The following is a 22,027-nucleotide window of genomic DNA, read 5'->3' on the forward strand; positions in this document are numbered from 1 at the left end:
GCACACGGCCCCCGCTACTGGTCGATCTTGTCGTTGACCAGCTTCTTGACGTTCTCCCAGGCCTTGGCCGGGTCGGTGCCGCGCTGCTCGATGTCGAGGATGCCGTTGTCGGTGAGGAAGGTCTTCACCTGGCCGTCCCAGCGGCTGATGACCGCGGGCGTGATCCCGGCGGCGGCGGACGAGAAGATCTTGCCGACCGGGGTGTCGCCGAAGTACGGAAGCTTGGCGTCCTGGACCGCCGAGGAGGTGAGCGTGTCCTTGGACGAGGGGATGTTGCCGTTGACCGCGAAGACCTTGGCGTGCTGCTCGGGGGCGGTCAGCCAGGCGGCGAGCTCGGCCGCCTCCTTGGTGTGCTTGCCGGACTTCGGCACGGCGAGGAAGGCGCCGCCCCAGTTACCGGCGACCGGCGGTGCGGCGATGTCCCACTTGCCCTGGTTGGCGGGGCCGGCCTGGTCCTTGATGATGCCGGTCATCCAGCTCGGGCAGGCGACGGTGGCGAACTTGGAGTTCTTGAAGGCGGCGTTCCAGGTGCCCTTCTCGTCGAACTGGCGGAGCTTGGCGGTGAGTCCGCCCTTGCTCGCCGCGACGGCGGTCTCCCAGGCCTTCTTCACGCCGGGGCTGTTCTCCCAGTCGAGCTTGCCGCTCGCGTCGGCGTACTGGACGGGGTCGCTGGAGATGACGGCGTTGAACAGGCCGCTCGCCGAGTCGTGGAAGGCGGTGCCGGCGGGCGCGTTCTTCTTGTACGTCGCGCCGGCCTCGATGAACTTGGACCAGTCGCCGGACCACAGCTTGGCGACTTCCTCGCGGGCGGTGGGCAGCTTGGCCTTGGCGAAGAGGTCCTTGTTGTAGCAGATGGCCATCGGGCCGATGTCGGTACCGAGGCCGATGACCTTGCCGTCGGCGGTCGACGCCTGCTTGACCTTCCAGTCGAGGAAGGCACCGATGTCCGCGCCGCCCTCCTTGCTCAGGTCGACCCACTTGTCGGCCATGCTCTCGCCGGTCGCCTCGGCGACGTAGCCGACCTCGACGGCCTGGATGTCGGCGAGACCGTTGTTCTGGGCGAGGCGCAGCTTGAGCGTGTCCCAGTACTTCTGGCCGTCGGAGACGTTCGTCTCCTCGATCTTGATGTTCGGGTGGGCCTTCTCGTACTCGGCGTAGAGCTTGGCGCCGGTCTTGTTGTCGTACCCGAAGGAACCGAAGGTCCCGACCCGCAGGGTGATCGTGCCGCCGCCCTGGGCATCGCCGCCCGTGTCGTCGCTGTCGCTGCCGCAACCGGTGAGCAGGGTCGTACCGGTCACGACGACGGCGACCGCCGCGATCGCCGCACGGCGTCCGCGTCTGCTGATGGAAGTGCGCATTCCACTCTCCTCGTCCAAGGTGGTGCTCGTTGTGCGCCAGGAGGTCCGGCCGGCTGATCGCGGCTCGGCGGCTGCCCGCCAGGACCTCGTGCAGGCTGTGTGCGCCCCGATGGGAGCGCTCCCACGTCGTTGCCGGAAGGTTGCTGCCTGGCGGGTACGGGTGTCAAGACATGAACGCGGATTCGTTACCGGAAGGTTTTCCGGGGGTTTCGCCGGGGCCTCGCGGGGTCGGGGCCGTCATCTCCTGAACGCACGCTCGTGGCGTGGAGTGATGCGCGTGGACTAGTGTGGGAGCGCTCCCATCCCTGTCGTGGCATGGGTGAGCAACACGATGCTCCGACGACATGGACGAACAGTGCGATGTCCGTCGACACGAGTGAGCAGCGCGATGTCCTACGAGGGGAGTTCGGCGGTTGTGAATGGACGGCAGAGCGGCAGACCGACCCTGGAACAGGTCGCGGCCAGGGCCGGAGTCGGCCGGGGAACGGTCTCCCGGGTGATCAACGGCTCCCCCCGGGTGAGCGAACAGACCAGAACGGCCGTCGCCAGAGCCGTCGCCGAACTCGGCTACGTACCCAACCAGGCCGCCCGCGCCCTCGCCGGCAGCCGCACCGACGCGATCGCGCTCGTCATCCCCGAGGTCGAGGCCCGCCTCTTCGCGGAGCCGTACTTCCTCGACCTCATCCGCGGCGTCAGCGCCGAACTGGCCGACGCCGACAAACAGCTGCTGCTCACCCTGGTCCGCAGCGAGCAGGAGCGGCAGCGCTTCGAGCAGTACCTCGCCGCCCAGCGCGTCGACGGGGTGCTGCTCGCCTCCGTCCACGGCGACGACCCGCTGCCCGAACGCATCCGCGAGCTGGGCCTCCCGGTCGTCATGAACGGCCGCCGCTCGGAGGCCGAGCCCGTGCCGTACGTCGACTCCGACAACATCGGGGCCGGTCGCGCCGCCGTCGCGCACCTCGTGGGAGGCGGCCGGAGCCGGATCGCGACCGTCACCGGGCCGCTCGACATGTACGTGGCCCGCGCCCGCCTCGGCGGCTACCGCGCCGGGCTTGCCGAGGCCGGGCACGCCCCGGACGAGGACCTCGTCTCGGCCGGCGACTTCACCGAGGAGGGCGGCAGGCGGGCCATGCGGCTGCTGCTCGACCGCAGGCCGGACCTGGACGCCGTCTTCGTCGCCTCCGACGTGATGGCGGCCGGGGCGCGCGGGGTGCTGCGGGAGGTCGGCCGGCGGGTCCCCGAGGACGTGGCGCTCGTGGGCGTCGACGACTCGGCGGTGGCCCGGCTGATGGACCCGCCGCTGACGAGTGTCCGGCAGCCCATCGAGGAGATGGGCCGCACCATGGCCCGGATGCTGCTCCAGCACATCGCGGGCGGCCCCGAGGGCGCCCCGAAGCGGGTCCTGCCCACGGAACTGGTGGTCCGGGGCTCCTGCTGACGGCCCCCGGCTCAGGCGGCGCCGGGCGGAGCGGCCGTCCGGTCCGAAGGCGAGGACATCGCCGTCGTCGACCCGCCGCTCCGTTGCTCGTCGTCTCGCCCCGCCATACGGATCCCCACCCCTGGTATCGATCGAACGGCGCACAGCGTAAGGGAGCGGTGATCGCCCCACCGTTCGGGACCGGTGGGCGGCGGCCGGCCGGGGAGGTCGCGCAGAGGGAAAGGCCGGACGGGGTTCTCGGACCCCGTCCGGCCATCTTGCGGTATCCCCTCAGAGGGGTGTTACAGCGCCGGGTAGGCGTTCTTCAGGAGCTCCTGGAACTGGGCCGAGAACCACGCGCCCGAGAGCGGGGCGTCCGGCAGCGAGCCCGACATGCTGTTCCCGTTCCGGGCGTTGCCCGTGTAGGTCGGGTCGCACATCCGGTCGAAGCCCTTGCCGTCGTTGTTCGGGATCTCCTTGCTGGCGCCGTCGGACTCGCCCGGGGGCTTCACCCAGACGTACGCGTCGATGCCCGCGGCGGGCGCCGCCTGGGGCCGCTCGCCGAGTCCGGCACCGGACTGGTTGCACCAGTTGCCGAGGTGGATGCGGCGGTCGTACTTGCCTCCGTTGACGTACGTGTCGACGCTGGTCAGCGCGCCCGGGCCGGTGGGCCGCTGGGTGCCGCCCCAGCCGTTGCGGGAGGTGTCGATCAGCATGCCGAGGTTGCTGTCGAAGCCGATCGAGACCAGCTTGGCGCGCATCGCCTGGGCGTAGGACAGCTCGTCGGTGTACTGGTTCCAGTCGATCCACTTCGACGTGCGCACGGACGTGCCGTTGACGGAGTCCCCGATCTTGAAGTGGTCCTCCTTCAGCGCGCTGTAGTTGGCGGTGTTGACGATGAAGCCGTGCACGTTGGCGACCGTGGAGCCCTCGGCCGTGGCGGCCTGCTTGAACAGCTCGGCGGAGGGGCCGAAGTTGCTGTCCCAGCCCAGCCAGCCGTGGTGGCCGGCGTCGACGTAGTTGTAGACGTTGCCGATCGAGCCCAGCTTGTTGAGGGCGTAGCCGACGCCGGTGATGTAGTTGCCGTTGGCCTTCATGACGTCACAGTTGGCGGTTCCCGTGGGACGCCCGGAGACGTTGGTGACCAGGTTGGGCAGCGAGTCGATCTCGACCGTGGTGACGATCCGCAGGCCCGCGTACTTCGCGTCGCCGAGGATCGCGGCGATCGGGTCGATGTACTCGGTCTTGTAACGGTTGATCTCGGTCGGGCCCAGCTCGCCGTTGGAGGCGAGCGCGGCACAGTCGCGGCCGGGCAGGTTGTAGATGACCAGCTGGACGACGAGCTCGCCGGAGCCCTTCTGCTCCAGGGCCTTGTCGAGGTGGGCGCGCAGGCCCATCGAGGTGGCGGAGCCGTTGATGGCGGCGATCCGGTCCAGCCAGACACCGGTCGGCTGGTTCGACACCTTGGTGCCGCCCGGCTCGGCCGCGGCCTTCGCGGACCACTCCGGGTTCACGTACACCTTGGCACCGGCGTACGGGTTGTCGGCCTTGGTCCCGGCCGGCGGCGGCGTGGTGGGGGGCGTCGTCGGCGGGGTGGTCGGGGGAGTGGTGGGCGGGGTGGTGGGCGGCGTCGTCGGAGTCGCGCCGTTGCAGACGACCCCGTTCAGCGTGAAGGTGGCCGGCACCGCGTTCGTACCGCTGTACGAGCCGTTGAAGCCGAAGGAGGTCGAGCCGCCGGTGGCGAGGGTCCCGTTGTACGAGACGTTCTTGGCGGTGACGGCGGCGCTCGACTGGGTGATGGTCGCGTTCCAGCCCTGCGTGACCTGCTGGTTTCCGGCGTAGGACCACTCGACGGTCCAGGAGGCCACGGGGTCACCGGTGTTGGTGACGGTCACGTTGGCGCCGAAGCCGGTGCTCCACTGGTTGGTGACCTGGTAGTCGACCTTGCAGCCGGGGGTGGCGGCGCCGGCGGTGGCGGTGCCGAAGACGGTGGCGGTGGCGCCGGTGGCCGTGATGAGGCCGAGCGCCGCCAGGAGGGCGGTGCGGCTGGTGCTTCTGGTGCGGCTCATGCGGGTGGGGATTCCTTTCAGGGGGTGAGGCTGCGCAGGTGATCGCGCAGCCCGATGCCGAATGCGGTGGGGGTGCCGTCGTACGAACTGATCAGGGCCGGGCCGGAGTTGCAGTTCCAGGTGTTCCAGGTCCAGCCCAGGTACGAGAGGCCGCGGTCGTCGAACCACTTCATGACGCGGTCGATGAACGCGTGTCCGCAGGTGTTCTCACCGATCTCGCCCGCGAGGAGCGGAACGCCGGCGGCTACCGGGGCGAGGGTGTTGTTCCAGCACGTCTCGTCGGCACAGGTGTTGAAGTTGTAGACGTGCCAGGCGGCGGCCAGATTGCCCGCCGGGTCTGTGGGCTTGTACGTCAGCCACTGGCTCAGGTCGTTGGAGTACGCGATGCCCGGGACGAGAACCAGGTTCTTCGCCCCCGTGGCGCGGACCGCGTCCACCAGGTCCTGCATGCCGGCGACCTCGTAGCCGATGCCGGGGCAGGTACCGCCGTCGCGCCAGCAGGACCAGGCCTGCGTCGCGGTGGAGGTGGCCCGGTCCGGATAGGGCTCGTTGAACAGGTCGAACACGACCCGCTTGTCGTTCTTGAAGGTGTTCGCCACCGAGGTCCAGAAGGCCGGGGTGTACTGGGCGCCCGGCATGGGCTTCTGGCAGGAGGCGTGCACGTCGGCGCAGCCCGCGGAGTTACCCGTGTACTGCCCGTGCGTCCAGTGGAGTTCGACGACCGGGGTCATGCCGTGGGCGAGGACCTTGGTCACCAGGTCCTTGACCGCGTTGATGTAGTTCGTGCCCCGGTACTCGGGCTTGATGTTGTCCAGGCCGAGCCAGCACTCCTCGTTGAGGGGGATGCGGACCGTGTTGGCCTTCCAGTCGGCGATGGCCTTGACCGAGGCGTCGTCGACGGGACCGTCGAAGAAGCCGTAGCCCTGGACGCACATGAACTCGCCGCCGGAGCGGTTGACGCCGAGGAGACGGCGGACCGCGCCGTTCTGGTCGGTGAACTTGTTGCCCGTGACGCCGAGTTCGGGCGCGCCGGAGACCGGTGTGGGGGGAGGCAGCGTCGGAGGTGTGGTCGGGGGAGTCGTCGGGTCGGTGGGTGCGGGGGTGGGTGTCGTGGCCGTCGGCGTCGGCGTGGGGGTCGGCGTCGGCGGCACGTCCGTGTTGCAGGGCGTTCCGTTGAGCGTGAAGGCGGTGGGTGCGGTGTTGGCACCCGTCCAGGAGGCGATGAAGCCGCCCGTCACCTTCGCGCCCGTGCCGAGCGCCGCGTTCCAGCTCTCGTTGACGACCGTGACGGCGGTCCCGGACTGGGACCACTTGCCGCCCCAGCCCTGGCTGACGACCTGGCCGGCCGGGAAGTCGAAGCCGATGCTCCAACTACTCAGCGCGGAACTGTTGTTGGTGACGGTGACGGCACCCTGGTAGCCGCCGGCCCACTGGCCGACGACCGAGTACTCCACCGTGCAGACGGGTGCGGCCGCGGCTCCTGAGGCCGCACCCAGAACGGCGAGCGAGGTGCTCGCCATCGTGAGCGCTGCTCCTGCGAGCAGCGCGGACAGACGTGGGGGATGTCGCATGAGCGAGTCCTGACAGCGAGGGCACATCGTGACGATGTGCCGACTGGACGGAATCGCTCCCACTGGTCGGGCAGACCGTAGCGTCAACAGACGCCAAGCAAAAGAGGGGTTGAGTAAATTTCCCCGTCAGCTGCCTTCGACTCTTCACACACCTTGACGCCGATGCGCCCCAACTGCACAGTGGGAGCGCTCCCACTGGTTCACAGCTTGTCCCCACGAGCTCATCCCGCTCTTCGCACCCCCATCCTCCCGAGCCGCGAGGAGAACCACCCGCATGTCCCGACCACCGGCAAGACGATCCCCCGCACATCGCTCACGCCGGCAGCTGACCGCGCTGGCCGCGGCGCTGTCCCTCCCCCTCGGCCTCACGGCCGTCGGCGCCACCACGGCCCAGGCCGCCTCCGTGCAGTGCAGCGTCGACTACAAGACGAACGACTGGGGTTCGGGCTTCACCGCCGAACTCACGCTCACCAACCGGGCCGCCGAAGCCCTCAACGGCTGGGCGCTGACCTACTCCTACGCCGGTGACCAGAAGCTCACCAACGGCTGGAGCGGCACCTGGTCCCAGTCCGGCAAGAACGTCACGGTGACCAACGCCTCCTGGAACGGCACGCTCGCCGCGGGCGCCGCCGTCACCACCGGCGCCCAGTTCACCTACAGCGGGGCCAACGCCGCCCCGACCTCCTTCGCGGTCAACGGCACCCCCTGCACCGGCGCCCACCAGCCGCCGGTCGCCGTCCTGACCAGCCCGACCGCGGGCGCCGTCTTCACCGCGGGCGACGCCGTGCCGCTCGCCGCCACCGCCGCCGCGGCGGACGGCGCCACCGTCGGCAAGGTGGAGTTCTACAGCGACACCACGCTCCTCGGCACCGACACCACCGCGCCCTTCGCCTTCAGCGCGGCCGGCCTCGCCACCGGGGCGCACTCCCTCTACGCCAAGGCGTACGACAGCCTCGGCGCCTCCGCCGAGTCGGCGCCCGTCGGCATCACCGTCGCCGCCGGAGCCGCGCTGGTCGCCTCCCCGAGCCAGCTCGGGGTCCGCCAGGGCGCCACCGGCACCTTCGACCTGAAGCTCTCCACCGCCCCCACCGCCAACGTCACGGTGGGCGTCGCCCGTACCTCGGGCAACACCAACCTCACCGTGACCCCGGCCACGCTCACCTTCACCCCGGCGAACTGGAACACCGCCCAGAAGGTGACCGTCGCCGCCGCGGCCACCGGTACCGGCTCCGCCGTCTTCACGGCCACCGCCCCCGGCCACACCAAGGCCGAGGTCACGGTCGCGCAGCTGGCCGCCGACTCCACGTACGACGCCCGCTTCCTCGACCTGCACGGGAAGATCACCAACCCGGCCAACGGCTACTTCTCGCCCGAGGGCATCCCGTACCACTCCGTGGAGACCCTGATCGTCGAGGCCCCCGACCACGGGCACGAGACGACCTCGGAGGCGTACAGCTATCTCATCTGGCTCCAGGCCATGTACGGGAAGATCACCGGCGACTGGACCAAGTTCAACGGCGCCTGGGAGACCATGGAGAAATTCATGATCCCCACCCACGCCGACCAGCCGACCGGCTCCTCCTACAACGCCGCGAAGCCGGCCACCTACGCCCCCGAGTGGGACCTGCCGTCGCAGTACCCGGCGAAGCTCGACTCCGGCGTCACCTCGGGCTCCGACCCGATCGCCGCCGAGCTCAAGAGCGCCTACGGAACCGACGACGTCTACGGCATGCACTGGCTCCAGGACGTCGACAACGTCTACGGCTTCGGCAACGAGCCGGGGAAGTGCTCCGCCGGACCGACGGCGACCGGCCCCTCGTACATCAACACCTTCCAGCGCGGCCCGCAGGAGTCCGTCTGGGAGACCGTCACCCACCCCACCTGTGACAACTTCACCTACGGCGGGAAGAACGGCTACCTGGACCTCTTCACCGGGGACGCCTCCTACGCCAAGCAGTGGAAGTACACCAACGCCCCCGACGCCGACGCCCGCGCCGTCCAGGCCGCCTACTGGGCCGACCTCTGGGCCAAGGGCCAGGGCAAGGGCACCCAGGTCGCCACGACCGTCGGCAAGGCCGCCAAGATGGGCGACTACCTGCGGTACGCGATGTTCGACAAGTACTTCAAGAAGGCCGGGAACTGCGTCGGCCCGACCGCCTGCCCGGCCGGCACCGGCAAGGACAGCGCCCACTACCTGATGTCCTGGTACTACGCCTGGGGCGGCGCCACCGACACCTCGGCGGGCTGGTCCTGGCGGATCGGCTCCAGCCACGCCCACGGCGGCTACCAGAACCCCCTCGCCGCCTACGCGCTCAGCTCCTACGCCCCGCTCAAGCCCAAGTCGACGACGGGCGCGGCGGACTGGGCGACCAGCCTCGACCGGCAGCTGGAGTTCTACCGCTGGCTCCAGTCCGACGAGGGCGCCATCGCGGGCGGCGCCACCAACAGCTGGCAGGGCCGCTACGCCACCCCGCCGGCCGGGACGCCCACCTTCCACGGCCTCTTCTACGACGAGAAGCCCGTCTACCACGACCCCGCGTCCAACCAGTGGTTCGGCTTCCAGGCCTGGTCCATGGAGCGGGTCGCCGAGTACTACCAGCAGACCGGTGACGCCGAGGCCAAGACGGTCCTCGACAAGTGGGTCTCCTGGGCACTCTCGAAGACCACGGTCAACCCGGACGGCACCTTCCGCATCCCCTCCACCCTCCAGTGGTCCGGCGCGCCCGACACCTGGAACGCGACGACCCCCGGCGCCAACGCCGGTCTGCACGTCACCGTCGCCGACTACACGAACGACGTCGGGGTGGCCGCCGCCTACGCCAAGACCCTGACGTACTACGCGGCCAAGTCCGGCCACGCCGAGGCCAAGCGCGTCGCCAAGGCCCTGCTCGACGGCATGTGGGACCACCACCAGGACCCGCTGGGCATCGCCGTCGCGGAGACCCGCGCCGACTACAACCGCTTCGACGACCCGGTGTACGTACCGAGCGGCTGGACCGGCGTCATGCCGAACGGCGACACGGTGAACAACACCTCCACCTTCGCCTCGATGCGCACCTTCTACCAGGACGACCCGGCCTGGCCGAAGATCGAGGCCTACCTGGCGGGCGGCGCCGCCCCCGTCTTCACCTACCACCGGTTCTGGGCCCAGGCGGACATCGCCCTGGCCATGGGCTCGTACGCGGAGCTTCTCGAATAGCAGCCCGCCCCGCATGGAGACGGCTCCGCGTACGACGAGGCCGGGTGGACCCCACAGGGGGCCCGCCCGGCCTTCGGCCGTTTTCGTGGATTCGAGAAGAGACCTCCGGACCGCGCTCGACCTCCCCGTCACCGGGGTGAGTACGCGTACTCAGGTGCCGTCGCCCGGACTCCTCCATGCTGGTGCGCGCATGCCGGACCGTCTCAGGGGGACACCTATGGACCACGCCTTGCAGCTGCGCGCTGCCACGCCCAGCGATCACGACTGGATCCACGAGCTGCGCCATCGCGTGTACGCGGAGGAGTTGGGCCAGCATCCGGTGGATCCGTCGGGGCGGCTGAGCGACGGGCTCGACGGCGACAACGTGTATCTCGTGGCCGCGCGCGGGGAGACGCGGATCGGCTTCGTCAGTCTCACCCCGCCCTGGGTCGGCCGCTATGGCCTGGACAAGTACCTGACGCGCGAGGAGCTGCCGGTCCTGACGGACGAGGCGCCGTTCGAGATCCGGGTCCTGACCGTCGAGGAGCGCTGGCGGTCCACCGCGGCGGCGCCGCTCCTCATGTACGCGGCGCTGCGCTGGATCGCGGCGCGGGGCGGTCGCCGGGTGGTGGCGATGGGACGCACGGACCTGCTCGACATGTACCTCGCCACCGGGCTGCGGCCGGTGGGACGTACGGTCCGCTCGGGCGCCGTGTCGTTCGAGGTGCTGAGCGGATCCGTGGCCGAGCTGACGAGGACGGTCGGGGAGCGCCACGGCCGGACCCTGGAACGGCTGCGGGCGGGCCTGGACTGGCAGTTGGACGTGGAGTTCGCCCCGCGCGCGGACGGCTGTGAGCACGGCGGCGCCTTCTTCTCGGCGATCGGTACGGACTTCCGTACGCTGACCCGACGTCACGAGGTCGTCGCGGCCGATGTGCTGGACGCCTGGTTCCCGCCGTCCCCCGCCGTCCGCGCGGTCCTGTCGGAGGATCCGGGGTGGGCGGCGAGGACCTCGCCGCCGACGGGCGCGGAAGGGCTGCTCGCGGAGATCGCCGGCGTCCGTGGGCTGCCGGCGGAGTCGCTGGTCGTCGGGGCGGGCTCGTCCGACCTGATCTTCCGGGCGTTCGGCCGGTGGCTGACGCCGGGGAGCCGGGTGCTCCTGGTGGATCCGGGCTACGGGGAGTACGCCCATGTCACCGAGCGGGTGATCGGCTGCCGGGTCGACCGGCTCCGGCTGCGCCGGGAGGACGGCTGGCTGCTCGATCCGGCCCGGCTCGCCGCCGCGACCCGGAGTGTCGGTTACGACCTCGTGGTGGTGGTCAATCCGAACAACCCGACCGGCCGCCACGCTCCCGCCGACGCGCTGCGCGCGGTGATCGAGGCCTCGCCCGCGCGGACCCGGTGGTGGATCGACGAGGCGTACCTGGGCTATGTCGATCCGGCGGACTCGCTGGCCGGGCTCGCCTCGGTCGACCCCCGGGTCGTGGTCTGCACCTCGCTGTCGAAGATGTACGCGCTGTCGGGGATGCGGGCCGCGTATCTGGTGGCGGACCCGGACACGGCCGGTGAGCTGCGCCGCTGGACGCCGCCGTGGCCCGTGAGCCTGCCGGCCCAGTTGGCCGCCGTGACAGCGCTGCGCGACCCCGAGTACTACGCGGAACGCTGGGCGCGCACCGCCGTGCTGCGCCGGGGGCTCGCCGCCGGGCTCGCGGAGCTCGACGGGTTCTGCGCGGTCGACGAGGGGGTGGCGAACTTCCTCACGGTGACCCTGCCGCCGGACGGGCCGAGCGCGGCCCGGCTGGTGCGCGAGTGCCGCCGCCACGACGTGTACCTGCGGGACCTGTCGCCGATGTCCCCGGCGTACGAGGGGCGGACCGTCCGCGTCGCCGTCCGTGACACGGCGGAGAACGCGCGGATCGTGGCGGCGTGCCGGAGCGCCCTGGAGGCGCTGCGCGCACCGGTGCCGGTGCCGGTGTCGGTGGCGGTGGCGTCGGGCGTCCCGGACGGGCGGGTCTCCCGGTGACGACGGTCCCCGCTCTCGTGCCCTACCTCGGCGGGGCACTGGCGGTCGGAGGGCTCGCGGTGGCGGCGACCAGGCGGCGTGAGCTGATGGTCCGCTGGTGCGTGTGGGCGCTCGGAGTTCCCCTGGTCACCGCCGCGTTCTGGCTCGGTCCGCCGGGGATCGCGGTGCTCGCGACCGTGGTCGCGGTGGTCGCGGTGGCGGAGTTCGGCGGGCTGCTGCGGCTGGGCCCGGTGGACCGGGCGGTGTTGGGCACGGCGGTCGTCGGGCTCGTCCTGACCGCCTGGCTCGCACCCGGCGAGGTGCTCCGGGTGGCGGCGGTCGGGGCGCTCGCGATCGCCGGGGTGCCCCTGCTGTCGGGCGACGCGGAGCACGGGCTCCGCCGGCTGGGGGCGGGCCTGCTCGGGCTCGTGTGGCTGGGCGCCCTGGCCGGTCTCGTGCCGTCGGGTGCCCTCGGCCTCGTCCTGTTCGTGGCCGTGTCGATCGCCGACATCGTCGCGTACGGGGCGGGCCGCCGTCTCGGCGGCCCCCGGCTCTCCCCGCTGTCGCCCGCCAAGCGGTGGAGCGGAACGCTGGCCGGGGCGGCTGCCGGTCTCTGCGTGCTCGCCGTGCTGTCGTGCCTGACGTGGCAGACGGCGGTGGCCGTGGCGGTCGGCGGCCCGCTCGGGGACCTGCTGGAGTCGATGGTCAAGCGGGGCGCCCGTGCGAAGGACGCCGGCCGTTGGCTGCCCGGCTCCGGCGGTCTGCTGGACCGGATCGACTCCCTCCTCGTCGCCCTGGCGGTGCTGCTGGTCCTGGGCTGAGCCACGGCGCCGCCGCCCTCCAGGCCGCGGCGACCGTCGCCCCGCCCGCTCCGGTACCGCCGCGGAGATCCATTGACGCGCGCGAGCTCCGCTCCTACGTTCTCGTTCGGACATCCGACCGTTGGTCGATATATCGAACAATCCGAACGAGAGGGAATCGCGTGTCCCACACCGAACACACCACCCACACCGCTCGTTTCACCCTCGACCCCGACTTCACCGTCGGCCCCGTCGACCCCCGCCTCTTCGGCTCCTTCGTCGAGCATCTCGGGCGCTGCGTCTACACCGGCATCCACGAGCCCGGCCACCCGGCCGCCGACGAGGACGGTCTGCGCGCCGACGTCCTGGAGCTCGTCCGTGAGCTGGGCGTCACCGCGATCCGCTACCCCGGCGGCAACTTCGTCTCCGGGTACCGCTGGGAGGACGGCGTCGGCCCGGTCGGGGAGCGGCCGCGCCGGCTCGACGTCGCCTGGCGGTCCACCGAGACCAACCGCTTCGGCCTGAGCGAGTTCATGACCTTCGTGCGGAAGGCCGGACCCGAGGCCGAGCCGATGATGGCGCTCAACCTCGGCACCCGCGGCATCACCGAGGCCATGGACCTCGTCGAGTACGCCAATCACCCCGGCGGCACCGAGCTCTCCGACCGCCGCGTCGCCCACGGCGACAAGGACCCCTTCGGGATCCGGCTGTGGTGCCTGGGCAACGAGATGGACGGCACCTGGCAGACCGGCCAGAAGACCGCAGAGGAGTACGGCAGGCTCGCCGCGCAGACGGCCCGCGCCCTGCGGAGCATCGACCCCGGCCTCGAACTCGTCGCCTGCGGCAGCTCGGCGCGCGGGCTGCCGACCTTCGCCGCCTGGGAGGCCACGGTCCTCGCGGAGACGTACGAGGTCGTCGACCACGTCTCGCTGCACGCCTACTACGAGGAGGAGGACGGCGACCGCGACTCCTTCCTCGCCTCCGCCGTCGACATGGAGGCCTTCATCGAGGAGGTGGTCGCCACCTGCGACCACGTGGGCGCCCGGCTGAAGTCCCCGAAGCGGCTCACGCTCTCCTTCGACGAGTGGAACGTCTGGTACCAGCGCCGGCCCAACCCGCACGCGGTGGAGGACTGGCAGGAGGCCCCGCGCATCCTGGAGGACGTCTACACCGTCACCGACGCCGTCGTCTTCGGCACCCTCCTGATCACCCTGCTGCGCCATGCCGACCGGGTCGCGGTGGCCTGTCTCGCCCAGCTCGTCAACGTGATCGCCCCGATCATGACGGAGCCCGGCGGCCCCGCCTGGCGCCAGACGACCTTCTTCCCCTTCGCGCAGGCGTCCCGGCACGGCCGCGGCACCGTCCTCGACGTCCGCGTGGACGCGCCCTCGTACCCCACGGCGAGGTTCGGGGACGTGCCCCTGCTGCACGCCACGGCCGTACGCGGCGAGGACGGCTCGGTGACGGTCTTCGCGGTCAACCGTGACCGGAACGCGCCCCTGCCGTTGCGGGTGACGCTGTGTGGACTCGGTCTCGACCGGGTCGTCGAGCACAGCGCGCTCGCCGACGCGGACCCCGAGGCCCGCAACACGCTCGACGAGCCGGAGCGGGTCGTCCCGCACCCGGTGGACGGCTCGACGCTCGACGACGGGCTTCTGCGGGCCGTCCTCGAGCCGATGTCCTGGAACGTCATCCGGCTGGCCTGACAGCCTCGTTGTTGAATCCTTTCACAGGGGCCCTCGCGGCCCGCCCTTCGAAGCGCTTCGAAAGATCCTGTCCGAAGCGTTGACGTGGCTGACGGACAACCCTACTTTGTCCCAGCAAGCGCTTTCCTGAAACGTTCCATTAACGCGCGGAGGACGAACTGTGCGCACTCAAGGCACTGTTGACCGTCGGAGCATGCTCAAGGTCGCCGGCGGCTCGCTGGCGGCTCTCGGCCTGACTGCGGCGGGCTGTGGCACCGGCTCGGACTCCGGAGACGGCACGGTCACCATTCGGTACAGCTGGTGGGGCTCGGAGGACCGGGCCAAGCGGATCAACCAGTCGATCGCGCTCTTCGAGAAGAAGTTTCCGAAGATCAAGGTCAAGACCGACTTCCAGCCGTACGCCGACTTCTGGAAGAAGTTCAACACCCAGGCGTCCGGCGGCAACGCGCCGGACGTCTTCCAGAACGCCATCGGCTTCCTGCGCAAGTACGACGCGAAGAACGTCCTCCTCGACCTGCGCGAGCAGGCCGGGGCGGGGAACCTCCGCCTCGACGGGTTCCGGGCCGGCCTGGAGAAGTTCGGCGAGGTCGACGGCAAGCTCCTCGGCATACCCGTCGGCAGCAACTCGATGGCCCTCGTCGTCGACCAGGCCGTCTTCACCAAGGCCGGCGTCACCCCGAAGCCGGGCTGGACCTGGGACGAGTACCACGCGGCCCTCGCGAAGATCCAGGAGACCCAGGGCCGGGCGGGCGACGCGGGGCCGTACGGGATCATGTACCTGTACGACCTCTACCTGCGCCAGCACGGCAAGGCGTTCTTCACCGCCTCCGGCCTCGGCTTCACCGAGACGGACCTGACGGACTGGTGGACCAAGGCCTTCGAGCGGGTGAAGTCCGGCGTCTACGCCGACCCCAAGAAGACCATCCCGGCCAAGCCCAAGTCGGCGGTCACCGCCGAACTCGCCGGCTGCGAGTTCACCTGGGACAACTTCGCCGTCCGCTACAGCTCCGAGGGCAAGAGCCGGTACGGGCTCGCCCCCATCCCCACGACGGACGGCCGCAAGACCGGCCAGTACCTCGGCTCCCTCATGCTCAGCGCCTCCAAGCGCACCAAGCACCCCAAGGAGGCCGCCCAGTTCATCGACTTCATGGTCCACGACCCCGAGGTCGGCAGGATCATGGGCTACGACCGGGGCGTCCCGGCCACCGAGGCCCAGTACCAGGCGTACGTGCCGACGGACGAGGTCGGCAAGCAGATCGCCGCGTACGAGAAGCAGCTCGTCGAGTCCCGCGTCCTGGAGCCGATCACACCGCACCCGGCCGGCGCCGACGTCTGCGAGGCCGCCTTCATGCGGCTCGCCGAGGAGATGTCCCTGGGCAAGCGCCCGGTCGCGGACGCGGTGAAGCAGTACTTCACCGAGGCGAAGACGGCGCTCTCCTCCTGATGGACGCCGCCGTGACCTCCGCACCGACCTCCGCACCGCACCCCGAGCGGGCGCCCCGCCCGGACGGGGGGACCGCACCCGCGGACTCCCCGTCCGGCGAGGGGCGCCCGCCCCGGGCGGCGGGCCGCTCCGCCCGCCCGCGCAGGGCCCGCCGCGAGAACCTCGCCGGCTACCTCTTCATGTCCCCCTGGATCGCGGGCTTCCTCCTGCTCACCGCGGGACCCATGGTGGCCTCGCTCTACTTCGCCTTCACCGACTACAACCTCTTCGACGCCCCGCAGTGGATCGGCCTCGACAACTTCACCGAGATGTTCGGCGACCCCCGCTGGCGCACCTCGGTCGAGATCACCGGCTGGTACGTGGTGATCGGCACCCCGCTGAAACTGGCCGCCGCACTCGGCGTCGCCCTGCTGCTCAACCAGAGCCGACGCGGCCAGGGCTTCTACCGGGCCGCGTTCTACGCGCCCTCGCTCATCGGGGCCAGCGTCTCCGTCGCCATCGTCTGGCGCGCGATCTTCTCCGACGGCGCCGCAGTCGACCGCACCCAGCAGCTCTTCGGCATGGAAGCCGGAGGCTGGATCGGCGACCCCGACCGCATCATCTACGCCCTGGTCGCGCTGACCGTCTGGCAGTTCGGCGCCCCGATGGTCATCTTCCTCGCCGGACTCAAGCAGGTGCCACGGGAGCTGTACGAGGCGGCCCAGGTCGACGGGGCGAGCCCGTGGCGGAGGTTCTGGCACATCACGCTGCCGATGATCTCCCCGGTGCTCTTCTTCAACGTGCTCCTGGAGACCATCCACTCCTTCCAGATCTTCGGCTCCGCCTACATCATCGGCAGCCAGGGCAACGCCTGCGGCCCGGCCGACGGCACGCTCGTCTACACCTGCTACCTCTACATCCAGGGCTTCGAGAACGGCCGGATGGGACTCGCCTCGGCGATGGCCTGGATGCTGCTGCTCGCCGTCGGCCTGGTCACGGCGGTGCTGTTCTGGTCCCAGCGGCGCTGGGTGCACTACGAGGAGGGGGGCCGATGAGCCTCGCACGCACCGGCGCAGGCGCGACCGGCACCCGTGGGACACGCACGGCGGGATCGGTCGCCTGGCACCTCGGGGCCCTGGCCGTGCTCGCGGTCATCCTCTACCCCGTGGTGTGGGTGATCGGCGGCTCCTTCAAGCCGAACGACGAGATCGTCGGCAGCCTGACCCTCTTCCCCGCCGCCCCCATCACCGACAACTACCGGCGGCTCGCCGACGGCATCGCCGACATCCCCATCTCCACCTTCTTCGGCAACTCCCTCTTCCTGGCCGTCGGTTCGGTGGTGGGCGTGCTGATCTCCAGCTCGCTCTCCGCCTACGCCTTCGCCAAGATCGGCTTCGCCGGACGCGGAGTGCTCTTCACCCTGATGATCGGCACCCTGCTCCTGCCGTACCACGTGCTGCTCATCCCGCAGTACGTGCTCTTCCAGAAGCTCGAACTGATCAACACGTACACGCCGTTGCTGCTCGGCAAGTACCTGGCCACGGACGCCTTCTTCGTCTTCCTGATGCTCCAGTTCATGCGCGGACTGCCGAAGGAGCTGGACGAGGCCGCCCGCCTCGACGGCTGCGGGCACCTGAGGACGTACTGGTCGATCGTGCTGCCGCTCTGCCGGCCCGCGCTCATCACCAGCGCGATCTTCACGTTCATCAACGCGTGGAACGACTTCATGGGCCCGCTGATCTACCTCAACGAACCCGAGAAGTACACGGTCTCGCTCGGCCTGAAGATGTTCGTCGACCAGGACGGCGTCGCCAACTACGGCGGAATGATCGCGATGTCGCTCGTGGCACTGCTCCCGGTGGTCGCCTTCTTCCTCGCCTTCCAGCGGTACCTCATCGACGGCATGGCCACCTCGGGCCTCAAGGGCTGAGGGGATGGCCGACGGGATGAGAGCACGTTTCCTGGCCCGCTTCGGGGTCTTCGCGGAATGCCTCCTCGTGGGGGTGTGGATCGCCGTCGCCGCGCTCCCGCTCGTGACGCTGCCGGCGGCGCTCGCGGCCGGCGCCGCGCACCTGCGGCGCTGGACGGGCGACGAGGAGGCCGGTCTGCGGTTCTTCGCCGCCGACCTGCGCGCCGCCGTGCGCCGGGGCTGGCGCGTGGGCCTCGCCGTCTGGGCGGCCCTCGCCCTGCTGTGGGCGGACCTCGCCGTCGTACGGGCGGGGGTCCTGCCCGGCGCCCGGTTCGTCGGCGCGGTCGGGGTCCTGGTGGCCCTCGGGCTCGCGGTCACCCTGCTGCGGGCCTGCGCGGCCTGGCGCCCGGACGCCCGCTGGCGCGAACTCCTCGCCCCGGCGGCCCGCCGGACCCTGGGGGACCCGGCCGGTTCCCTGCTCGTCGTCTGCGGCTTCGCCGTCATCGCGGCCTCCGCCTGGTTCTCGGCCCCGCTGGCCGTGCCCGCCCTCGGCATCGTCGTCGCCGCCGCGCTGGCGGTCGAGCGCCGGGCCACGGCTCCGGCGACCGCGCGGTCGGCTCCGGTGACCGGGTAGCCCGCTCCGGTGACCGGGTAGTCGGGTCGCCGGGGCGCGCCCCTCCCGCTTCCTCCTCCTCTTCTTCTGTTCCTCCGCTGTCCCCGCGCTCCGCCGCGACAGCGCTCTCCGTCATGCGCATGAAGGGATTCCGATGTCCGCGATACCTCGCCGCAACCTCCTGAAGGCCGCCGCCGTCGCCGGGGCCGCCGCACAGTTCAGCTGGGTGCTCGGACGCGGGGAGGCCCAGGCCGCCGCGCCCGCCGAGACCCCGGCGGCCGACCGGCCCGCCACCGTCACCTGGCTGGAGCCCGGCGGTCTCGGGGCCGCCGCCGGCTCGACCTTCGGCGCCGCATGGCCCAAGGGCGTCCACCCCGGAGACCAGGCCTTCGCGCTCACCACCGCCGACGGCGCCGACGTCCCCGTCCAGACCTGGACCACCGCCCGCTGGCCCGACGGCTCCCTCAAGTGGACCGCGCACGCCGTCGGACCCGGGGCCGCCGGGGCCGAGCGCTTCACCCTCACGCCCGGAGCTCCCGCCACCGCCGCGCGGACCGTCTCCGTCACCGAGACCGACCGCCGGATCACCGTCGACACCGGCACCGTCCGCGCCGTCATCCGGAAGGACGGCGGGAAGCTCGTCGAATCCGTCACCCGCGACGGAGTGAAGATCGCCACCGACGGCCGGCTCGTCCTGCTCCGCCAGAGCGACCTCGACGACGGCGACCAGGGCAACGCCAAGTGGGAGCGGTTCGACGGCGAGATCTCCGGCGCCACCGTCGAACAGAGCGGCCCCGTCCGGGCTGTGGTCCGCATCGACGGCAAGCACCGCAAGGGCAGCCGCAGTTGGCTGCCGTTCTCCGTGCGCCTCTACTTCTACGCGGGCTCCGAGTCCTTCCGGATGGTCCACACCATCACCTATGACGGCGACCAGGCCAAGGACTTCATCCGCGGCCTCGGTGTCCGCTTCACCGTCCCGATGCGGGACGCCGCCTACGACCGGCACGTCCGGATCGCCGGCGAGGGCGCGGGCTTCCTCACCGAGGCCGTCCAGGGCGTCACCGGCCTGCGCCGCGACCCCGGCGCCGCCGTCCGCACCGCCCAGGTCAAGGGCGAGAAGCTGCCCGACCCCGCCACCTGGGACCAGCGCGTCACGACCCGTATGCAGTACGTCCCCACCTGGGGCGACTACACCCTCTCCCAGCTCTCCGCCGACGGCTTCGCCCTGCGCAAGCGCACCAAGCCCGGCCACGGCTGGATCCCGGCCGGCGGCGGCCGCCGCGCGAGCGGCTTCGGCTACGTCGGCGGCGTCACCGGCGGACTCTCCTTCGGCCTGCGGGACTTCTGGCAGAAGCACCCCGCCCAGCTCGACATCCGGGGCGCGGCCGGCGACGAGGCCGAGGTCACCCTCTGGCTCTGGTCGCCCGAGGCCCAGCCCATGGACCTGCGCTTCTACCACGACGGCATGGGCCAGGACGCCTTCCCCGAGCAGCTCGAAGGCCTCAACATCACCTACGAGGACTACGAGCCCGGCTTCGGCACCCCCTACGGCATCGCCCGCACCAGCGAGCTGATGTTCTGGGCCAACGCCGCCACCCCCACCGCCGAGACCCTCGTCGCCCAGGCGGCAGCCGTCCGCACCCCGCCGCAGCTCGCCGTCAGCCCCGAAGACCTCGTCCGGGCCCGGGTGTTCGGCGGACTCTTCTCGCCCGTCGACCGTACGACCCCCGCCAAGGCCAGGATCGAGGACCACCTCGACTACCTGTTCGGCTACTACAAGGACCAGGCGGAGCAGCGCCGTTGGTACGGCTTCTGGGACTATGGCGACATCATGCACACCTACGACGAGGACCGTCACCAGTGGCGGTACGACGTCGGCGGCTACGCCTGGGACAACTCCGAACTCTCGCCCGACCTGTGGCTCTGGTATGCCTATCTGCGCTCCGGCCGCGCCGACGTCTTCCGCTTCGCCGAGGCCATGACCCGCCACACCGGCGAGGTCGACGTCTACCACCTCGGCACCTGGGCCGGACTCGGCACCCGGCACGGCGTCCAGCACTTCGCCTGCAGTGCCAAGCAGCAGCGCATCTCCACCGCCGTCTACCGGCGCCCCTACTACTTCCTCACCGCCGACGAACGCGTCGGGGACCTCATGCACGACCTCGTCGACTCCGACGAGACCTTCCTCGTCCTCGACCCCATCCGCAAGATCCGCACCGAGCCCTACACCCCCGACAGGCACGCACTCTCCATCGGCTTCGGCACCGACTGGAGCGGCCTCGCCGCCGCCTGGCTCACCGAGTGGGAGCGCGGCGGTCCCAAGGCCGCCAAGGCGGAGGCCCGGCTGCGCTCGACCATGGAGACCATCGCCGCACAGCCCAACGGCTTCGTCCAGGGCACAGGCCTCTACGACCTCGACACCGGCCGCTTCGCCGTGGCGACCGAGCCCGTCGTCGGCGTCTCGCACCTCTCCGCCATGTTCGGCCTGGTCGAGATGTGCGCCGAGCTCATCGACCTCGTCGACATGCCGCAGTTCAAGACGGCCTGGCTCGACTACTGCCGCTACTTCAACGCCTCCAAGACCGAACAGGCCGCCCGCTACGGCAAGAACTTCGGCACCCTCCTGCTCTTCCAGGGCCACTCGCGCCAGGACGCCTACGCGGCGGCCCAGTTGAACGACGCCAAGCTCGCCCAGCGCGCCTGGGCCAAGTTCGACAAGAGCGACGGCTACACGGCGGCCATGGTGTGGGACAAGACCCCCGTCCAGGGCTCCGCCGCCCTCGAACCCGGCTACGAGCACCTCTGGATCAGCACCAACACCACCGCCCTGTACGGCCTGGCCGCCATCCAGAACCTCGCCCTGGTCGGCGACCACCTCCCCGCGTGACCCCGCCGACCGGAACCGAGAGGACCACCATGCGAAGGACCGCACTCCTCGCCGCCGCCGCGACCCTCCTCGGGTCGCTCGCCGCCGCACCCGCCGCCCGCGCCGACGGCCCCTACGGCCAGGGTCTCGACCACTGTGCCGCCACCACCACGGGCGCCGGCACGGGCGAGCTCGTCTGCCACTTCGACGTCGCCCCCGGCACGTACGACGTCTCCGTCGTCCTCGGCGGTGACGAGGCCGGATCCACCGCCGTCACGGGTGAGACCAGGCGGGCGCTGCTCGCCGAGACCGCCACCGAGGCGGGACAGCGCGTCCGGCGCTCGTTCACCGTGGACGTCCGCGACCCGGAGGGCGAGCCCACCGGGGCCGCCGGCAGCCCCGGCCTCGACCTCGTCCTCGGCGGCGCGGCCCCGCGCGTCACCGCGCTCCGGGTCACGCCCGCCCCCGTCGCCCCGCGTCTCTTCCTCGTCGGCGACTCCACCGTCTGCGACCAGCCGGGTGCCCCGTACACCGGCTGGGGCCAGCAGCTGCCCGCCCACCTCCGGCGGGGCATCGCGGTCGCCAACCACGCCGACTCGGGCGAGAGCACCGTCACCTTCCTGGCGAACCCGGCGCTCTTCGACACGGTCGAGGCGGCGATCCGCCCCGGCGACCCCGTCCTGATCCAGCTCGCCCACAACGACAAGCAGACGGACGCGGCCACGTACCGCGCCAACCTGACGAGCCTGGTCGAGCGGGTACGGGCCCGGGGCGGCGAACCCGTCCTCGTCACCCCGATCGTCCGCCGCTGGTTCAACGCCGACGGCACGCTCGACAACGGCATCGCGCTGCTCGTCAACGGCCTCGGCGTCGACCACCCCGCCGAGATCCGCGCCCTCGCCGGTGCCCTCGGCACCCCACTGATCGACCTCACCGCCCTCACGAAGGCGCGCGTCGAACAGCTGGGTCCCGAGGCCTCCAAGGCCCTCTACCTGACGACCGAGAAGCGGGACAACACCCACACCTCGGTGCGCGGGGCCACGGAGTACGCGGCCCTCGTCGCCGAGGAGCTGCGGGCCCGGGACATCGTCCCGGACCGGCTGCTCCGCTGATCC

The 22,027-nt window shown here is 71.1% G+C and carries 14 protein-coding genes; 11 read left to right on the forward strand and 3 right to left on the reverse strand.

Going from position 1 to position 22,027, the window contains the following annotated elements; all coding sequences use genetic code 11:
• Nucleotides 1-14 precede the first annotated feature (14 nt).
• Nucleotides 15-1,358, reverse strand: coding sequence for an ABC transporter substrate-binding protein (locus OG580_RS31270; protein ID WP_267047002.1), 1,344 nt, complete (start codon nt 1,356-1,358; stop codon nt 15-17).
• A 388-nt stretch (nt 1,359-1,746) separates the two neighbouring features.
• On the opposite strand from OG580_RS31270, the gene OG580_RS31275 reads away from it, so the two are divergent.
• Nucleotides 1,747-2,796: a LacI family DNA-binding transcriptional regulator gene (locus tag OG580_RS31275; protein WP_267047003.1), complete on the forward strand. Its 1,050-nt coding sequence runs from the start codon at nt 1,747-1,749 to the stop codon at nt 2,794-2,796.
• 281 nt (nt 2,797-3,077) lie between these two features.
• On the opposite strand, the gene OG580_RS31280 is transcribed toward OG580_RS31275, so the two are convergent.
• Together OG580_RS31280 and OG580_RS31285 are read right to left on the reverse strand one after the other, a co-directional pair.
• Nucleotides 3,078-4,844, reverse strand: a complete 1,767-nt coding sequence (locus OG580_RS31280; RefSeq protein ID WP_267047004.1) for a glycoside hydrolase family 6 protein — start codon at nt 4,842-4,844, stop codon at nt 3,078-3,080.
• A gap of 17 nt (nt 4,845-4,861) precedes the next feature.
• Nucleotides 4,862-6,415, reverse strand: coding sequence for a cellulase family glycosylhydrolase (locus tag OG580_RS31285; RefSeq protein WP_267047005.1), 1,554 nt, complete (start codon nt 6,413-6,415; stop codon nt 4,862-4,864).
• Between the two features lie 274 nt (nt 6,416-6,689).
• Between OG580_RS31285 and OG580_RS31290 the strand changes: the two genes are divergently transcribed.
• From OG580_RS31290 to OG580_RS31335, 10 genes are all read left to right on the forward strand, one after another.
• Nucleotides 6,690-9,614: a glycoside hydrolase family 48 protein gene (locus tag OG580_RS31290; RefSeq protein ID WP_267047006.1), complete on the forward strand. Its 2,925-nt coding sequence runs from the start codon at nt 6,690-6,692 to the stop codon at nt 9,612-9,614.
• A gap of 217 nt (nt 9,615-9,831) precedes the next feature.
• Nucleotides 9,832-11,616 carry a histidinol-phosphate transaminase gene (locus tag OG580_RS31295; protein ID WP_267047007.1) on the forward strand — a complete coding sequence of 595 codons (1,785 nt, stop codon included), beginning with the start codon at nt 9,832-9,834 and terminating at the stop codon, nt 11,614-11,616.
• The gene (locus OG580_RS31300) at nt 11,613-12,416 is read left to right on the forward strand and encodes a phosphatidate cytidylyltransferase (RefSeq protein ID WP_267047008.1); all 804 of its coding nucleotides are present in this window, start codon (nt 11,613-11,615) and stop codon (nt 12,414-12,416) included. The genes OG580_RS31295 and OG580_RS31300 overlap by 4 nt, the downstream gene beginning before the upstream one ends.
• A gap of 161 nt (nt 12,417-12,577) precedes the next feature.
• Nucleotides 12,578-14,101, forward strand: coding sequence for an alpha-N-arabinofuranosidase (locus OG580_RS31305; RefSeq protein WP_267047009.1), 1,524 nt, complete (start codon nt 12,578-12,580; stop codon nt 14,099-14,101).
• A 193-nt stretch (nt 14,102-14,294) separates the two neighbouring features.
• On the forward strand, nt 14,295-15,545 hold the full coding sequence (locus OG580_RS31310; RefSeq protein WP_267047010.1) for an ABC transporter substrate-binding protein: 1,251 nt from the start codon (nt 14,295-14,297) through the stop codon (nt 15,543-15,545).
• Nucleotides 15,545-16,579, forward strand: a complete 1,035-nt coding sequence (locus OG580_RS31315; RefSeq protein WP_267047011.1) for a carbohydrate ABC transporter permease — start codon at nt 15,545-15,547, stop codon at nt 16,577-16,579. The genes OG580_RS31310 and OG580_RS31315 overlap by 1 nt, the downstream gene beginning before the upstream one ends.
• Entirely contained in the window at nt 16,576-17,454 is an 879-nt protein-coding gene (locus OG580_RS31320; protein WP_267047012.1) for a carbohydrate ABC transporter permease, read from the forward strand. The genes OG580_RS31315 and OG580_RS31320 overlap by 4 nt, the downstream gene beginning before the upstream one ends.
• A 16-nt stretch (nt 17,455-17,470) precedes the next feature.
• Nucleotides 17,471-18,067, forward strand: coding sequence for a hypothetical protein (locus OG580_RS31325; protein ID WP_267047013.1), 597 nt, complete (start codon nt 17,471-17,473; stop codon nt 18,065-18,067).
• Between the two features lie 133 nt (nt 18,068-18,200).
• Entirely contained in the window at nt 18,201-20,933 is a 2,733-nt protein-coding gene (locus OG580_RS31330; protein ID WP_267047014.1) for a Tat pathway signal sequence domain protein, read from the forward strand.
• Nucleotides 20,934-20,962: 29 nt separating this feature from the next.
• Nucleotides 20,963-22,024 carry a rhamnogalacturonan acetylesterase gene (locus tag OG580_RS31335; protein ID WP_267047015.1) on the forward strand — a complete coding sequence of 354 codons (1,062 nt, stop codon included), beginning with the start codon at nt 20,963-20,965 and terminating at the stop codon, nt 22,022-22,024.
• Nucleotides 22,025-22,027 lie beyond the last annotated feature (3 nt).

Origin of the sequence: Streptomyces sp. NBC_00094 (assembly GCF_026343125.1) — a bacterium.
In the GTDB taxonomy this organism is placed as follows: domain Bacteria; phylum Actinomycetota; class Actinomycetes; order Streptomycetales; family Streptomycetaceae; genus Streptomyces.

Excerpts from the sequence above, each read along its gene's own strand:
- OG580_RS31270 (WP_267047002.1), bottom strand. The coding sequence starts at position 1,358 with ATGCGCACTTCCATCAGCAGACGCGGACGCCGTGCGGCGATCGCGGCG.
- OG580_RS31275 (WP_267047003.1), top strand. The coding sequence starts at position 1,747 with ATGTCCTACGAGGGGAGTTCGGCGGTTGTGAATGGACGGCAGAGCGGC.
- OG580_RS31280 (WP_267047004.1), bottom strand. The coding sequence starts at position 4,844 with ATGAGCCGCACCAGAAGCACCAGCCGCACCGCCCTCCTGGCGGCGCTC.
- OG580_RS31285 (WP_267047005.1), bottom strand. The coding sequence starts at position 6,415 with ATGCGACATCCCCCACGTCTGTCCGCGCTGCTCGCAGGAGCAGCGCTC.
- OG580_RS31290 (WP_267047006.1), top strand. The coding sequence starts at position 6,690 with ATGTCCCGACCACCGGCAAGACGATCCCCCGCACATCGCTCACGCCGG.
- OG580_RS31295 (WP_267047007.1), top strand. The coding sequence starts at position 9,832 with ATGGACCACGCCTTGCAGCTGCGCGCTGCCACGCCCAGCGATCACGAC.
- OG580_RS31310 (WP_267047010.1), top strand. The coding sequence starts at position 14,295 with ATGCTCAAGGTCGCCGGCGGCTCGCTGGCGGCTCTCGGCCTGACTGCG.
- OG580_RS31315 (WP_267047011.1), top strand. The coding sequence starts at position 15,545 with ATGGACGCCGCCGTGACCTCCGCACCGACCTCCGCACCGCACCCCGAG.
- OG580_RS31320 (WP_267047012.1), top strand. The coding sequence starts at position 16,576 with ATGAGCCTCGCACGCACCGGCGCAGGCGCGACCGGCACCCGTGGGACA.
- OG580_RS31325 (WP_267047013.1), top strand. The coding sequence starts at position 17,471 with ATGAGAGCACGTTTCCTGGCCCGCTTCGGGGTCTTCGCGGAATGCCTC.
- OG580_RS31330 (WP_267047014.1), top strand. The coding sequence starts at position 18,201 with ATGTCCGCGATACCTCGCCGCAACCTCCTGAAGGCCGCCGCCGTCGCC.
- OG580_RS31335 (WP_267047015.1), top strand. The coding sequence starts at position 20,963 with ATGCGAAGGACCGCACTCCTCGCCGCCGCCGCGACCCTCCTCGGGTCG.